The following is a 15,958-nucleotide window of genomic DNA, read 5'->3' as shown; positions in this document are numbered from 1 at the left end:
GATCCGGCAGCCGCCCTATAATTACCGCTTTGTTACCGACTGCATTAAGGAACTTTATGGCGCTGCAGCAACAATCGCCAATTGCTCAGCCTGCTGTAAAGTCGCAAAGGGTTAATATTGGTACCGGCCAGCGCCTTGCATTGGGAGCAGGCTTTTTTGCCATGTTTTTTGCCGCACAAAGCGTGAATGTGCTGGCGATACCGTTTTACCAAATGACACTGGGGGTTGACCCTTTTTTACTCGGCCTGGCATTGACCCTGCCGGTGCTGCTGGGTACAGTGCTTGGGCCCTGGGTTGGCCATTTATCTGATCACAGTCAAAGCCGCTTTGGCCGGCGCCGGCCTTTTATTTTTATCGCCTCCTGGCTCAGTTGTCTGTGTTTTGGTTTGATCTGGATGGTGCCTGCCCACTGGAGTGAAACGGCGCAACTGTCGTACTTTGTGCTTTGGTCGTTAGCTTTTTACATTGCCGCCACCTTTGTTGCGGTGCCAATGACCTGTCTGGCCTATGAAATGAGCCCTGATTATCATCAGCGCACCGAAATTATGGGTTTTACCACCTATTTTTTAAAGCTCGGCTCGCTGTTGTATCAGTGGTTGTTTCCGCTGGCGCAACTGGCGCTGTTCAGCAGTGTGTTTATCGGTATTCGCTATGTTGGCTGGGGCGTGGCAGTTTTTATTCTTGGCTTGCTTGGCTCTCTGGCTGCTATTTACAGTCGCGAGCGCGCACCACGGCCGGCTCCGTTGTTACCGCATGCAGGTTTGCGCCACAGCCTGACCACGCTGGGGGCGAACCGCTCACTGCGGGTGTTGTTGTTGCTGACATTATTGCAGTTAGGTGGCGGAGCCTACAGCGCCGGTATGGATTACTACTTGCTGGTGTATTTTATGTTTGACGGCAATATTGCTGAAGGTGCGATATGGAAGGGAGTCCTGTCGGTAGCTTACGCGGCGCTGGGTTTTGCTACCGTGCCCTGGCTGGTGCGCTTGTCGTCACGTTATGGCAAAGTGCGGGCGCTGGCATTAATTTACTGGTTAACAGTGTTCGGCGGCGGCTTAAAATGGTTTATTTTTACGCCGGGCAGCGGTTGGTGGTTGTTGTTGGACGCAGTGTTTTGCACAGCCATATGGACAGCCATGACTATGCTGCTGCCGTCTATGCTGGCCGATGTCTGTGATGAAGATGAATTACTGCACGGCGAGCGGCGCGAAGGGCTGTTTGTTGCGCTGCATAATTGGGTGAGCAGTATCAGTGTGGCACTGGCGCTGCTGTTGGCCGGGCTTAGCCTGAATCTGATTGGCTTTGACGCCGGGCTTGGCGGTGCACAACCGCCGCAGAGCATTTTTGCCATGCGGCTGATCTTGTGTTTCGGTACTGTGTTGTTTAGTTTACTGTCTCTGATTTGCTTACGCTATTACCGACTGACAACAGCCCGCAGCCAACAAATCAGCCGGCAGTTACTGTTACAACATAACCAACAATAACACTAATGATGTTTTACAGAGCAGAACGGTATTTATGGTAACCATTAAAGACGTAGCCAGAGTAGCAGGGGTGTCGATAGCAACGGTATCGCGGGTGATCCACGACGGCCATCAGGTTGGCGATGCATGCCGTGCGCGCGTTAAAAAAGTGATTGCCGAGTTAGGTTACCGGCCAAACAGCAATGCACGGGCGCTGGTCAGTAAAACCACCAACACGTTGGGGGTGGTAACGCCTAAACTGTCGATGCCGTTTTTTGGCAGTCTGGCCAGTGGAGTAGAAAAAGCTGCCCGTGAAAGCGACTACAAACTGCTGATGAGCAACTCCTTGTATGAAACCAAATCTGAGCTTGAAGCAATAGATTCGCTGCGCGATCACAATTGCCGTGCCATTATTTTGCACAGCGAATACTCAGACGAGAAAACCCTGCTGAAACTGGCGGCGGAAATTCCGGGCCTGGTGTTAATTAACCGCTATATTCCCAGCCTGGCGCATCGCTGCGTCTGGTTGGATAACGTTGCCGGCGCTTGCCAGGCAACAGATCATCTGCTGCAAAAAGGTCACCGCCAATTTGCAGTAGTGACCAGTATTTATCAAAACGGCGATCCGGAGTTTCGCCTACAGGGCATCCGTAAATCGTTAAAGCAGGCCGGTATAACACTGGCCGAACAGGCGGTGGAAGAATCGACCGCTAATATTGAAGGCGGCGAGCAGGCGGTGAATGCTTTGCTGGCCAAAGGCGTAAAGTTTACCGCACTGTTGGCTTATAACGACTTAATGGCTATCGGCGCTATTCATGCGCTGTATGCTGCCGGGCTGCAGGTGCCGCAAGACGTTTCAGTGATTGGTTTTGATGACTTAATTGTCAGCCGTGCCTGCCGGCCACGGTTAACCACCATGCATTACCCGGTGGAAGAAATGGCCGCTTATGCGACTAAACTGGCGATTGAACTGAGCGCCGAAAAAGACGATGCGCTGCACCGCACGCATTTGTTTATTCCTAACCTGGTTGAGCGTGATTCTGTTGCTGCCTGCATGACAGCACAAGAATAACGTTGCAGCTTCTACAGCTGCAGCTGCTTTGCGCCGGGCACATTAAGTTGCTGATGACTGACAATAAGCAGCAAGCCATTGCGCTGGCGTGCCAGCAAGGTATCAAGCAGATGCGCTGTGGTGGCTGGGTCTAAGCCGGCAAAAGGCTCGTCCAGCAGCAATACCGGCCGTTGTGTTAACAACAAGCGTGCCAGCGCAATGCGCCGGGCCTGGCCGCCGGACACCGCCGCACCGTATTCGCTTACCAGGGTATCAAGCTGCAGCGGCTGGCTTTTGGCCCAGTTGCTTAGCGCAACATCATCTAACACCTGCCACAGCTGGGCATCGGTTGCTGTTGGTGCGGCTAAACGCAGGTTTTGCGCCAGAGTTAAATCAAATAAATCTGCTTGTTGCGGCAAATAGCCCACAGTATTGCTGAGCTGCCATTCGCTGTACGGCAGGCCGTTCAGGCTGATCTCACCGCTAAAAGCCAGTTGGTTCGCCAGCGTCTGCAGTAAGGTGGTTTTGCCGCTGCCGGAAGCACCACTGATAAGCAGCACCTCACCACTTTGCAGTTTAAAGCTAAGCTGCGACGGGCCAACCAGCGCACCGCTTTGGCGTGCCGACAAGCGGTTTACATTCAGGCACAGCGGTGCTGCCGGTTCAGGTTTATTAAGCGGTGTTGCCGCACTGACATCTGTTAACCGGTTCAGCCGGTCGCGTGCGGCGCTGCTAAGCCCCAGCGCAATAAAGCTCTGGCATAGCGGCAGCAGCGCTTCATGCAAGGCCCACAATGCCAGCATGGCCGCCAACAACAACGGCACGCTAAGTAAGTTGTTTGCCACCAGCGCGCTACCCTGCCACAGCAGCAAAATCAGGCTTAATGCCAACAGGCTTTGCTGCAACAACGCAGTACGACTGATTAACAGCTGCTGGCGCAACTGCAAATTCAGGCAGATCTTATCCTGCCCGCTAAAGCGGTTGATATTATCCGGCCAGCGCTGCCACAGCAGCAAAGAGGTTAGCATTGATAGCGGTTCCAGCAACAGCGTACGCCGCTGCGTGCTGGCGTCGGTGTCCTGTTGTGCCAGCACTTTGGCGCGGCGCACGGTAAGCAGCGGCAACGCCAGCGCCAGCAGCAAGCAGGGGGCGGCATAGATCAGCAGGGTGGGTGCCAGCAAGTACCAGAACAGCAGCACCAGTGCGGTTAAACTGCAGGCCCAAAGCCAGGGGGCAATAACTTTTAACGGAAACTGATCGAGCAAATCGATGTCACCCACCAAATGTTGCAGCGTATCTGCCGAATGGCGGTTGCTGTGCCGCTGTTGTGCCAGGGCGGTAAAGCTGTGTACGCGTAAATCCTTTAACAGGCCAAGAGCAGCATAGTGCGAGGTTAAGCGCTCGGCGTAGCGCCCGGCCGTGCGGCCAATAGCACACAGGCGGATAATTGCTGCCGGGCGAAAGTAATCAAAACCATAGGCGCCCACACTGGCCAGCCCGGCCAATGCTGCGGCGCTGATAAACCAGCCGGATAATGCCAGCAAGGTCGCTGCTGCCAGTAAGGTAACCAGGCCCAGTAGCAAGGCCAGCAACCACGCTCTGCTGCGGCTATGCAGCAGGCTGCGTAAACGAATACTGCGTTCAGGCGTTGGCAGGCTCTCAGGCTTGAACATACTGCGCTCCGTCAATATGGCTAATGGCAGGGTTGTCCAGCCGAATTACCTGATCCAGCCAATCCAGACCATGTAGCTGGTGGCTAACAATAATCAGGGTTTTACCCTGGCTTAGCGTGCCAATCAGCTGGTGTAAACGATAGGCGGTCGCGCCGTCTAAATGTGCTGTGGGCTCATCCAGCAGCCAGACTTTGGCATTGCGTAACAACAGCTGTGCCAGCGCCAGCCGTTGCAACTGGCCGCCGGATAAACCGCGACCGCGCTCGCCCAGCACAGTGTTAAGGCCAAGCGGTAATTTTTGTATTAACGGCCACAGTTCTACTTGTTGCAGTGCAGCTATCAGTTGTTGTTCGCTGGCATCAGCGGCGGCCAGACGCAGATTGTCGGCAATGCTGGCGGCGGCAATGCTGCTATATTGCGCCATATAAGCCAACTGCTGTTGCCAGTGGTTGCGCTCAAGCCCGGTTAGCGGATGCTGATTGATCAGAATATCGCCCTGATACGGCACAAAGCCGAGCAATGCATGCAACAGGCTGGATTTACCACAGCCACTTGGCCCCTGCAGGGCAATGCGCCCGCCACTGTTTATGCTAAAGCTTACCGGTGCCAACCGCTGGCGCTGCTCTGCAGTGAGAATATGCAGTTGTTGCAGGCTAATGTGCGGCGCACTGTTTAGTGTGAGTAGCTGCGTGCCGGGGTGTTGCCACGCATGGCGCTGCAAAATAGGGCTTAGCTCATCCATTGCGGCTTCGGCCTGTGCTTTGGCGTGGTAATCGCTGCCAAGCTGGCGCAGCGGCGCATAAAACTCCGGTGCCAGTAGTAAAATAAACAACGCCCCCTGATACGGCACCGGAATAATCTCTTTGGCCCAGGGCAAAATACCCAGCAGGCCCAAGCCCAAATATAATGCCAGTAAGGCAATGGCCAGGGCAGAGAAAAACTCCAGCACGGCCGAAGATAAAAACGCCAGTTTCAGCACACTCATGCTGCTGTCGCGGTAACGCTCTGCGGCGTTGGCCACCGACTGCGCAGCGCGCTCAGTAGCCTGTAATTGCTGCAACGTTGCCATACCACGCACTAAATCAAGAAAACGACCGCTCATGCGGCTAAGTTGTTGCAACTGGCGTTGGCTGGCAGCGGCGGCGGCATTGCCAAGCAATATCATAAACAGCGGCACCAGCGGTGCTGTGACTAACAAAATAAGCGCCGCCAACGGGCTGTAAACAAAGATGGCGCAAACCAGCAGCAAGGGCGTGATCAGCACCAGATAACGCTGCACATAATAGCGGCTGATAAAACCATCCAGCGCATCAACCTGCTCCAGCAGTTTGCTGCTTAAACTGCCATCGTTGCCATATTGGTTTTTAGCCGGGCCGGCATCGGCCAGTTTTGCCAGCAACTGCACACGTAAGCTGCTGCGGATATGTTGGCTGGCAGCAAGGCTGAGGTGTTCACGGTAATATTGCAACACCGGCCGCCCTAACAGGCATAGCGCCAGCGAGGGCAGGGTGTTCAGTAGTTGCGCGCTGTTAACCGGTATGCCCTGCTGGCTGGCAATAAGCCAGCCGGCAAACAGGCCGGCCAGTAAATAACACTGCAAAATAAACAGCAAGCTGGCGGTTACGGCTAACAGCAGGGCGCTGTTAAGCCGTTTACGCTGGCTGTGCAGCAGCCTTGCCAACTGCTGCGCCGGTTGGCTTGGGCTAGTCAGCTTGGGTGTCCTCGCCTTCATAGCCTTTAAATTCCAGCCACATAGCATTGATAATGCCAAATGAGCAGGCCATTAATACGCCTAAAATCCAGGCAAAATACCACATAAGTCGCTCCTCTTTTTCAACCGGATATCAGTACAGTGAATGGCTGTTATCACGGATATGCTGCTCGTTTAAGCGCCCGCGCATCACAAAGTAACTCCAGCCGGTGTACGCCAGGATCAGCGGTACAAAGATGCAGGCCACTACAAACATAATCATCAGCGTGGTTTCACTGGCGGTAGCGTCCCACATGGTCAGGCTGTGTGCCGGTGTGCTGCTGGACGGCATCACAAAGGGGAACATGCTAACGCCTGCTGTCAGCACAACCATGGCAATAGCCAAAGATGAGCTGATAAAGGCGCTGATATGGCGCCGGGTTTTACTGGCCAGCGCACAGACTAAAAAGCCTGCTACACCAAGTGCCGGTGCTAACCACAACAGTGGCCATTTATCATAGTTAGTAAACCATGCTCCGGCGCTTATCAGCACGGTTTTTTCGGTAGTGCGGTTAGCGCCGTTAGTATCAATAAGGCTGGTAACGCTATAGCCATCGACCGCCAAAAACAGCCAGACACCGGCCAGCACAAAGATAGCGGCGCAAACCGGTGCCAGCAGGGCAGACAGTTTTTCGCTGCGCGCTTTTAGTTCGGCTTCTGTCTTCAGCTGCAGGTAAGTGGCGCCGTGATTTACTATCATTAACAGGCTTAATACGCCGGCCAGCAGGGCAAAGGGGTTAAGCAAAGCCCAAAAGCTGCCGGTATAGTGCAGGCGTAAAATGTCGTCAAAGTAAAAGGGCACGCCTTGCAGCAGGTTGCCAAACGCCACGCCAAAAATCAGTGCCGGTATGGCTGAACCTGCAGTAAGCGCCCAGTCCCAGCGGCTGCGCCATATTTCGCTGTCAATTTTGGCACGGTATTCAAAGCCAATCGGGCGTAAAAACAGCGCAAACAGGGTTAGCATTAAGGCGATATAAAAGCCACTGAACGAGGCTGCATACACTGTGGGCCAGGCGGCGAATAAAGCACCACCTGCTGTGATAAGCCACACCTGATTGCCATCCCAGTGCGGTGCTATAGCGTTAATCATTACGCGGCGCTCGTCATTGTTTTTGCCCAGTACTTTTAGCAAGGCGGCTACGCCCATATCAAAGCCGTCGGTAACGACAAAACCAATCAGTAGTACACCAATCAACAACCACCAGATAAATCTTAGTGCTTCGTAATCCATGTTATGCCTCCTTCACGGTTGCAGGGCTTTCTAAATCGTATTTACCGGTATGCAGGGCAGAGGGCCCAAGTCTGGCGTATTTAGTCATCAGCCACATTTCGATAATCACGAAGATGGTATACAGCACTACAATAGCACCAAGGCTGAACCAGATATCACTGACACTAAGTTGCGACACGGCTAAATGGGTTGGCAGTATTTCACCAATTGCCCAAGGTTGGCGGCCGTATTCTGCGACAAACCAGCCTGCTTCACAGGCTATCCACGGCAGTGGCAGGCTGAACAGGGCAAATTTAAGCAGCCAGCGCGGTTTATCGACCGTGCGTTTAGCGCTGTGCCAGAAAGCCGCGGCAAACAGCACCAGCATAGACACGCCGCACGCCACCATAATGCGAAAGCTCCAAAACAGCGGCCATACTTCAGGTACGGAGTCTTCCACTGCTTGCGCAATATGCTCAGCCGTGGCATTGGCAACATCGTCGGTGTAAGCCGTCAGCAACATGCCGTAGCCTAAATCGGCGCTGACTTCATTAAAGCGGTTAATCGTAGCGGGCGATTTATCACCGGCGCGATATTGCGTCATCAGCACATAAGCTTCCTGGCCGCGGATAATACGCTGCAGGTGTTTTTCTTTCAGCTCACTTAAACCAGCTACTTCCTCCGTTACCGAGCGGGTAGCAATAAGGCCAAGTACGGCCGGAATTTTCAGCGCATAGTCGGTAGTTTGTGTTTGCTCGTTGGGTATACCAAACACCGTAAAGGCAGCAGGTGCCGGGTGGGTATGCCATTCGGCTTCAACGGCCGCCAGTTTGACCTTTTGCACATCGCCAATTTCATAACCTGATTCATCCCCCAGTACTATTACCGACAGCGCACTGGCCAGGCCAAAGGCTGAAGCAATAGCAAAGCTGCGCCGGGCAAACGGTAAGTCGCGGCCTTTAAGCAGATACCAGCTGGAAATAGCCAGCACAAATACCGCACCGGTAACATAACCGGCCGATACGGTGTGAACAAATTTAACCTGAGCCACCGGGTTAAAAATTACCTCGCTGAAGCTGGTTAGTTCCATACGCATGGTATCGATATTAAACACCGAGCCTACCGGATGTTGCATCCAGCCGTTGGCCACTAAAATCCACAGTGCCGACAAATTGCTGGCTAACGCCATTAGCCAGGTTACCGCTAAATGTTTTTCTTTGCTTAACTTGTCCCAGCCAAAGAAAAATAAGCCGATTAGGGTAGATTCAAGAAAAAATGCCATCAGCGCTTCTATGGCCAGCGGCGCGCCAAAAATGTCGCCGACATAATGCGAATAGTACGACCAGTTAGTACCAAACTGGAATTCCATGGCAATACCGGTGGTAACGCCAAGCGCAAAGTTGATGCCAAATAATTTCCCCCAGAATTTGGTCATATCACGGTAAATGGTTTTACCGGTCATAACATAAACCGATTCCATTATGGCCAGTAAAAAGGCCAAACCAAGAGTAAGAGGAACAAACAAGAAGTGGATCATTGCCGTAAAGGCAAACTGAAGTCGTGACAGGTCTACGATATCCATCTGCATACTCCGCGTGCGCAGGTTAATGTGAGGCAGTACCCATAAAGTGATACTGCCAAAACACTATACAAGCGTAGGCGGCCAGCGCTTATGCGCTGGATCAAGCTTTTGTGTTTTTATATTAGAGGGTTTTAATTTATCAGCGTTTGCGGGCTAAAAACGTATCTACAGCCAGGTTGGAGGCGGCCAGCTTTTTACGGCCTTGCGGGCAGCTTTGGGTGAGCAGAATAAACAGCGTGTCAATCACCAGCTCCTGGGCATTGCGGGCTAATATTGACGATAACCGTGCTGAGCTTTCATCTGCCACGGTATAGAGTTTTACGCCGGCCAGCTTAGCCACGCTGTTATTGCCGTAAGCGGTAATACTGATAATTTGCACACCATTGCTGGCGGCTTGCTCGGTAATTTTTACGCTGTCGGCGGTTTCGCCGGATTCGCTTAGCACCACCAGTACGTCTTCAGCGGTATAGTTGGCAATGTTGGCTAACTGCACATGCGTGTCGGTTTCGGCTAAAGCTGCCATGCCTAACTTTTGCAGCTTGTAAGAAAGATCTTTTGCCACTAAAGCCGAACCACCCTTACCGCACAGCAGCACGCGTTTAGCATTAAGCAGCAGCGCTGTGGCTTGCTCGTAACTGGTTTGCGGGTTAACGGCATGGGTTTTTTGCAACACATTAATTTTACCGGCCAACAGCTTTTGGCTCATGATACTGAAATTGTCATCCAGCGAAATTTCACCGTGCAGTTTAGCGGCACTGTCATTCGGGGTGTGCAAATGCAAGGTGTCACTTAAGGCAAATTTAAAATCGGGGTAGCCTTTGTAGCCCAGCTTTTGGCTGAAGCGCACTACACTGGCCTGGCTGATACCAACCATCTGTGCCAGCAGTTGCGACGGCATATCGCGGATTTGCTGCGGATTGGCAAGAATATACTCTGCCAGTTGTTGTTCGGCGCGGGGGAACTTCTCGCGCAGCGCTTCAATTTTATCAAGTACAGACATCCGGTAGTCCTGTTTGCCGGCACAGAGCACAGCGTAATAATGCGGTTATAACCCGCAGCTTATTATGCCCGGAGCAAATTGAAAAGCCCGGCCTGCAATACAGGCCGGGAAACACCGTGTCCGGGATTAGAACGTGGGTGTGTAACGCAGTGAAACACCTAAAGTACGGCCGGTAACCGGGTAGTCGCTTACAGTGTTAAAGTGGTTGGCACCGGATAGCGGCAGTGGTGGCTCTTTATCCAGCAGGTTATCGATACCGGCAGTTAAGCTAAGTTCGTCAGTGGCCTGCCACGATGCAGCCAGGTCCAGGTAGTTTTGCGCGCTGATACTGACGGTACGATCGGCGGCATTTTCTACCTCACCAATGCGGCGCCAGCCTAACTGCATAGCCACAGTATCAAGGGTCCAGTCCAGCGTAACGCGGTGCTTGTAATCGGCCTGCAGCACGCTGGCAAAGTCGCCGGAGCATGCGCTGCCAAAGGTGCCTTTACAGTCAATCGCCGCTACGGTGGCGTTATTCTGCCGTGTTTGTTTGGTGATAATAGTGGCCTGATACGCCAGCTTTAAGCTGCCGCCCATTGCTGCCGGTGCGGTAAAGCGATAGTTAGCTGCCAGGTCAAAGCCATTTTGGCGTACTGCGGCCAGGTTAAAATCATTTACAATAGCCGTGCTGATAAGGCCGGTTTGCGGGTCGCGCAGTACAGCATCACACAGCGGATTGCCGGCTACCGGGTTATCGATATAACAGTTTTGCAGCGCTGCAGCCGGTTGGATTTGGCTTACTGCATCGGTAATTTTAATGCTGTAGTAATCCAGAGTGACATCAAAGCCACTGATATAAGCTGGTGTATACACCACACCCAAAGTGGACGATTCGGCCTGCTCCGGTTTTATTTGCGGGTTACCGCCAAAGGTATAGCTGGCGGTAGAGGCATCAAACGGCGTACCAGCCGGGGCTGCACCATAGCGGGCGCACTGTTCGACATTACCGGTACCCAGTAGGCATGGGTCACCGTTAAAGCGGCCGGCAAAGCGCGGTACAAATTGCTCGCTGGTTTGGTCAAATAACGCCAGCGACAGCGCCGTAATGGGGCTGGCAAACTCACCTAAGTTAGGTGCTCGAAATGCGGTCTGGCGGCTGCCGCGAATACGGATATCACTGTTGATAGCCCAGTTCAGCCCCAGTTTCCAGGTGTTTTCGGCATCAGTATTGGAATATTCTGAAATGCGGTAGGCACCTTCAAAGTCCAGTTGATCAAAAAACGGCTGATCAAATAACAGCGGTACCAACACTTCGGCGTACACTTCTTTGCTGTCAAAGCCGGCGTCCATATCAAATACACTTACTGCAGCAAAACTGGTGCCGTTACGAAAGGCATCGCCCGGCAGTTGCTTACCGGTTTCTTTGCGGTATTCATACCCCAGCGCATAACTTACGCTGCCGGCCGGTAATTCAAACAGTGGTGCCGAGTCGCCTGATAAAGTAGCCGCCATAACACTTTGCGTACGTTCACGGTTGGAATACAGCAGTGGTGCGCTGAACGAAGACAAATCCAGCAGCGGGTCAAAAATATCTACTGTGTTAGCCAGGGCGCCAAAACGGCTGGCACCGCTGTTGTTGTTTTTATAAGCATTGTTGGTAATGCTGGACGTTTCGTCGGTACGGCCATATTGCGCATAGATGTCGTAGCTTAAGCTGTCGGTAAGCACGCCCTTTATCCCCAGTTGGAATTGGCTGGACTCACGCACTGCTTCGGTAGTTTGTACGCCTAAGCCCAGGTTGCGTTCTACGTTTACCAGTGCATTGCCGTTGGCATCAAAACTGATTAAATCGCGGGCAGCAGCAGGAATGAACGGGTTATCTGCCGTTAAGGTAACTTGCTCATTAACGCTTACCGGGGTTTGCCCGCTGGCGCCGGCGCCGGTGACTTTTATCTTGGCGTACATGCCGCGGCCATACAGCTCGGCATAATCATTTAATTCTGCGCCGAAAAACAGCCCGGCTGATAAACGGTCCATGGGTTGGGTCAGGTAACGATCACCGGTAACATTTACCGTGTTACGCTCAGCTGTAACGCCGCCGTTGTCATCGATACCAAAGCTGTTACCGCTGGCTACGTCGGTGTAAAAACCACCGGTATTGATCATGCTGCCGCTGTTTTGCAATGCCCAGCTGCGTTCGCCGGCCAACAATGCTTTGCGTTCGGAATAGCCAATGTAGCCGGTAATGTGGCCGCGGCCGTTAGCTATATCACCACCAAACACGGCTTCGGTATTGAGTTTTTCACCACCGCCGTCGGCGGTTTCATAACCGGCCGACAGTTCAAGACCATCGAACTGGTCGTCCATAATAAAATTCACTACACCCGCTACGGCATCGGCGCCGTATACCGCGGCGGCACCACCGGTTAATACATCAACCCGTTTAATTAATCCGGCCGGAATAATGTTTACATCTACCGAGTTACGAAAGCTGAACGGTACCGCGCGGGTGCCGTTAATTAACACTAAGGTACGGTTTTGGCCCAGGCTGCGCAGGTCAATAGTAGAAGAGCCTAACGAATCACCCACCGTAGCGCCGGTGGCATTGGCACCGGCAGCAGCTTGCGGCAGTTTGGCGGTAATGTCTTCGACATTTACCGCGCGGTCGAGTTGAATTTGCACTTCGTCTACCGATGCAACCGGGCTGGACGCAACCAGTTCGGTGCGGGCAATACGTGAACCGGTAATGGTGATCACTTCAGTTTTTTCTGCACCGGCAGTGCTGTCGGCCTGCTGTGCCATGCTAAGTTGGCTGACTAAAGCCAGATTAATCGCCAGCGCCAGTTTAGAGGCACGGCGCAAGTTAAAGCTGTGGTTTTTTCTGCTGAGGTAAGATGTCATCTGTATATACTCCCTGTTGCCGGGTAAAATGTCGGGTTAGACTTTATGAATTTTTTATACATTTTAATTTGCGTTCCACCGAATATATAACTCAACATTACGATTTATGCAATTTTATTTAGTTGGTGTGCAGCTCTTGTCGGATAAATTATTCATGCTACAGTTGCTTTGTCAGCGCTAACGATTACAGGAACCTTTAATGCACAGTCATATTCAGCAGTTGTATGCTATTGCCGCTAAACCCAGCCGTAAGGTTATTGGCCTGATGAGCGGTACGTCACTTGATGGCCTGGATGTGGCCTTGTGTGAGCTGAGCGGCGAAGGCCTTAATACCACCATTAGGTTATTGCAGTTTTGCACGGTAGATTACGATACAGATTACAAGCGGCGCGTTAAGGCAGTGTTTTCCAAACGTGAAGTCGACTTGCAGGCGGTAACGTTGTTAAATCCGTGGATCGGGGTAGAGCACGGCCGCATGATTAACCATTGCTTGGCGCAGTGGCAGTTAAATGCTGCAGACATAGACGTTATCGCCAGCCACGGCCAAACCATTTTCCACTGCCCGAAACGCCAGCATAATCTGGCTGATTACAGCAATGCCACCTTGCAAATCGGTGATGGCGATCATCTGGCGGTAACCACCGGTATTACCACCATCAGTGATTTTCGCCAAAAGCATATCGCTGCCGGCGGAGAAGGGGCGCCACTGGCGGTATATGGCGATTATTTACTCTTTAGCAGTAAAGACGAAAACCGCATTATGCTGAATATCGGTGGTATCGCTAACTTTACCTGGCTGCCGCAAACGTTGGACGCCGAAGCGGTATTCAGCAGTGATATTGGCCCCGGCAATACTATGATGGATGCGTTTATTCAAAAGCATTATCCGGGTAAATATTTTGATGCAGACTCCAATTTAGCTAAAGCGGGTAAGGTAAGTAAGCCTTTACTTGTTGCTTTAAAGCAAGACGATTTCTTTGCCCTGCAATTTCCGAAAACCACCGGGCCGGAAGTGTTTAATCTGGCTTATCTGGCCCGTGCTCAGCAGCGCTCCGGCACAGAGCAGTTAAGCCATGCTGATATTATGGCCACGCTGAATTGCTTTAGCGCTGATATGATCATTACGGCGATACAGCAAACTACCGCAGCACTGGATAACTTTGTTATTTACGCCAGTGGCGGCGGTATCCATAACCCGCTGTTAATGGCCCAAATTCAGGCCGCTCTGCCGGATGTCGTGATCAAAACTACCGGCGACTTAGGCATCAACCCCGACGCTAAAGAAGCGGTGCTATTTGCCGTATTGGCCAATGAATGTTTGGTGGGTGGTAAGCAAAAATTCAGCAACGCCCGCGAGGGCATCCCGGGCGTAACTATGGGTAAGATCAGTTTTGCGGATTAGTGTATAGCGGCATATGTTGTTATTTTATATGCTTTTAAAGGGGCGATTAACCCTGCCCCTGCTATTGCAAAAAACGTTTAATACTGACGGTTTCGGCGGTTATCGCGCACCAACCACCAGATCAGGTAGCCGACAATAATAACCGGCAACAGCGTAACTACTAATGAGATACCCACGCCAAGAATAGCGCTAAAAACGCCGATCAAAATGGCGAAGATGGTTGCAATCGCCGCCAGTAAAGTAGGTAAGCAGTAAATACCTACCGCAACTAATAAGATAATAACCAGTGTTCTGTTCATATGCTGATCCTTTTAATGTTAAACATGCGGTGTTTTATCATTAAGCAATCAAGTGTTATGCCAGTATTTTTATTATTAAAAATTAGTCAGTTAGAGGTTTTTGGTTCAGCAGTTATAGATCAGAAACAAATGTTTTAGCCGTTTTCACCATTAGTTAGTAAGAATGCAAAGAAGTTATTTTTAATGAATCGTCATTTAGTTGAACTGCGAATAGAGGATCTCTCATCGCTATCTTCGTTCGCCTTTTTTAATTACCACTTGCTGTGCTTTCAAACTTTTTCTCTTTCGGTTACGACTAACTGGTTTTAACAGAGAGAATAATAATGAAAAATCGTCTGATAACCCTGAGCTTATATCTGTTCATCGCTGGCTTTTCTACTCTGCCCGCAGCGGCGCAGCAGCTGTTGCTGACAAACGGTACTTTGCTTGATCCCAGTGACCGCAGCAGCATCAAACAACATTTGTTGCTGGACCACACCGGCATTCTTGCCAGGTTGGATAGCATTCCGCCAGATTTTACCGGCCAGCAGCTGGATATCAGTGGCAAATTTGTTATCCCCGGGCTGATAGATATGCATACCCATGTTTTTGGCAATCGTGCACCCAATAGTCAAAGTGAAACTATGGGCCCGGCGGCAGCGGCTCAGGTGGTGTTGCAGGCCGGCGTAACCGGCTTTGTCGATTTATTTGGCAATGAAGAGCGGTTGTTTGAGCATCGCCGGTTGCAGCGCAGTGGTTTAATCGACGGTGCGGATATTTATACCAGCTTGTCTTGCTTAACGGCACCCGGCGGGCATTGTTCTCAGTTCGGTAAAACACGCACTATTGCCAATGCCCAAGAGGCGAAGCAGCACATTGGCGAGTTGGCGGCAAAACATGCCGATGTGATTAAGCTGGTTAGTACCATCGGTGGCAGATTACCGTCGCTTACGCCAGAGTTACTGAAAACCGCTGCAGAAGAAGCAGAGAAGCATGGTATCAGAACCATAGTGCATATCCATACCTTGGCCGATATCGACAGTGCTATCGCCGCCGGCGTGGATGCGATTACCCACTTGCCTGATGACGGCGTTATTAGCGCAGATTTAGCGCAACGGCTGGCGGCAAATAAGCTGGTGGTTATCCCAACGTTGGCCTGTGACACTGATGAATATGAATTTATGTTCTCTAACGTGCTGCAATCCGCGCTGGCACAAAAAGTCGCAGCAGAACGGATTCTTCAAGGCTATCAAAAGGCGGCCAGCGAGATGACGCCGCAGCAGAAAGAGCAGGCGAAACAACGCACGGAGAAATATTACCAATCGATCAAAAACCTGGTGGCAGCTGATGTGGTATTGCTTACGGGCACAGACGCCGGTAACTACGGCACCTTGCAAGGCTTCAGTGTACATCGTGAAATGGAAAAGTTTGTTGCAGCCGGGCTTGGTAATTGGCAGGCATTGGCCAGTGTCACCAGCGCTGCGCGGCAATTTCTGGCAAAGCCCACCGGCCTGCAACCCGGCGCTCAGGCCAGTTTAGTGATTTTGCATAGCTCGCCCATTGCTGATATCCGAAACAGCCAGCAGATTTTCGCTGTTGTGCATCAAGGCAAGCTGATCAATTAATATTGTTTGGCCGGGAAATTGATGCCGGAGTTGCAGAAGGG

Annotated in this window: 12 protein-coding genes; 4 read left to right on the top strand and 8 right to left on the bottom strand. The window is 51.8% G+C overall.

The features are described from left to right. Positions 1-56 precede the first annotated feature (56 nt). Both HRH59_RS01185 and HRH59_RS01180 read left to right on the top strand, forming a co-directional pair. The gene (locus HRH59_RS01185; RefSeq protein ID WP_173499435.1) at positions 57-1,484 is read left to right on the top strand and encodes an MFS transporter; all 1,428 of its coding nucleotides are present in this window, start codon (positions 57-59) and stop codon (positions 1,482-1,484) included. A 34-nt stretch (positions 1,485-1,518) separates the two neighbouring features. After that, positions 1,519-2,535 carry a LacI family DNA-binding transcriptional regulator gene (locus HRH59_RS01180; RefSeq protein ID WP_173499434.1) on the top strand — a complete coding sequence of 339 codons (1,017 nt, stop codon included), beginning with the start codon at positions 1,519-1,521 and terminating at the stop codon, positions 2,533-2,535. 11 nt (positions 2,536-2,546) lie between these two features. Here HRH59_RS01180 and HRH59_RS01175 read toward each other — a convergent pair whose 3' ends face one another. The 7 genes from HRH59_RS01175 to HRH59_RS01145 all read right to left on the bottom strand — a co-directional run bounded on the left by HRH59_RS01175 (position 2,547) and on the right by HRH59_RS01145 (position 12,612). Then, positions 2,547-4,187: an amino acid ABC transporter ATP-binding/permease protein gene (locus HRH59_RS01175; RefSeq protein WP_173499433.1), complete on the bottom strand. Its 1,641-nt coding sequence runs from the start codon at positions 4,185-4,187 to the stop codon at positions 2,547-2,549. Further along, entirely contained in the window at positions 4,174-5,919 is a 1,746-nt protein-coding gene (gene cydD, locus HRH59_RS01170; protein ID WP_173499432.1) for a thiol reductant ABC exporter subunit CydD, read from the bottom strand. Before cydD ends, HRH59_RS01175 begins: the two co-directional genes overlap by 14 nt. Next, positions 5,891-6,004, bottom strand: coding sequence for a cytochrome bd-I oxidase subunit CydX (cydX, locus tag HRH59_RS01165; RefSeq protein ID WP_092792645.1), 114 nt, complete (start codon positions 6,002-6,004; stop codon positions 5,891-5,893). The genes cydD and cydX overlap by 29 nt, the downstream gene beginning before the upstream one ends. A 27-nt stretch (positions 6,005-6,031) precedes the next feature. Continuing rightward, positions 6,032-7,168 carry a cytochrome d ubiquinol oxidase subunit II gene (cydB, locus tag HRH59_RS01160; RefSeq protein ID WP_173499431.1) on the bottom strand — a complete coding sequence of 379 codons (1,137 nt, stop codon included), beginning with the start codon at positions 7,166-7,168 and terminating at the stop codon, positions 6,032-6,034. 1 nt (position 7,169) lies between these two features. Further along, the gene (locus tag HRH59_RS01155; RefSeq protein ID WP_173499430.1) at positions 7,170-8,729 is read right to left on the bottom strand and encodes a cytochrome ubiquinol oxidase subunit I; all 1,560 of its coding nucleotides are present in this window, start codon (positions 8,727-8,729) and stop codon (positions 7,170-7,172) included. 139 nt (positions 8,730-8,868) lie between these two features. Then, positions 8,869-9,729, bottom strand: a complete 861-nt coding sequence (locus HRH59_RS01150; RefSeq protein ID WP_173499429.1) for a MurR/RpiR family transcriptional regulator — start codon at positions 9,727-9,729, stop codon at positions 8,869-8,871. Between the two features lie 126 nt (positions 9,730-9,855). Beyond that, on the bottom strand, positions 9,856-12,612 hold the full coding sequence (locus tag HRH59_RS01145; RefSeq protein WP_173499428.1) for a TonB-dependent receptor domain-containing protein: 2,757 nt from the start codon (positions 12,610-12,612) through the stop codon (positions 9,856-9,858). A 199-nt stretch (positions 12,613-12,811) separates the two neighbouring features. Between HRH59_RS01145 and HRH59_RS01140 the strand changes: the two genes are divergently transcribed. Further along, entirely contained in the window at positions 12,812-14,014 is a 1,203-nt protein-coding gene (locus HRH59_RS01140; protein ID WP_173499427.1) for an anhydro-N-acetylmuramic acid kinase, read from the top strand. A 77-nt stretch (positions 14,015-14,091) separates the two neighbouring features. Here the strand turns inward: HRH59_RS01140 and HRH59_RS01135 are convergent, their stop codons facing one another. Next, positions 14,092-14,313 carry a hypothetical protein gene (locus HRH59_RS01135; protein ID WP_173499426.1) on the bottom strand — a complete coding sequence of 74 codons (222 nt, stop codon included), beginning with the start codon at positions 14,311-14,313 and terminating at the stop codon, positions 14,092-14,094. 323 nt (positions 14,314-14,636) lie between these two features. Between HRH59_RS01135 and HRH59_RS01130 the strand changes: the two genes are divergently transcribed. Beyond that, positions 14,637-15,917 (top strand): amidohydrolase family protein, encoded by a 1,281-nt coding sequence (locus tag HRH59_RS01130; protein WP_173499425.1) that lies wholly within the window; start codon positions 14,637-14,639, stop codon positions 15,915-15,917. The last annotated feature ends 41 nt before the right edge of the window (positions 15,918-15,958 follow it).

This window comes from Rheinheimera lutimaris, assembly GCF_013283795.1.
Lineage (GTDB): Bacteria > Pseudomonadota > Gammaproteobacteria > Enterobacterales > Alteromonadaceae > Alishewanella > Alishewanella lutimaris.
Note: the sequence above shows the minus strand (reverse complement) of the source record. Positions and strands in the feature narration are given on the sequence as shown.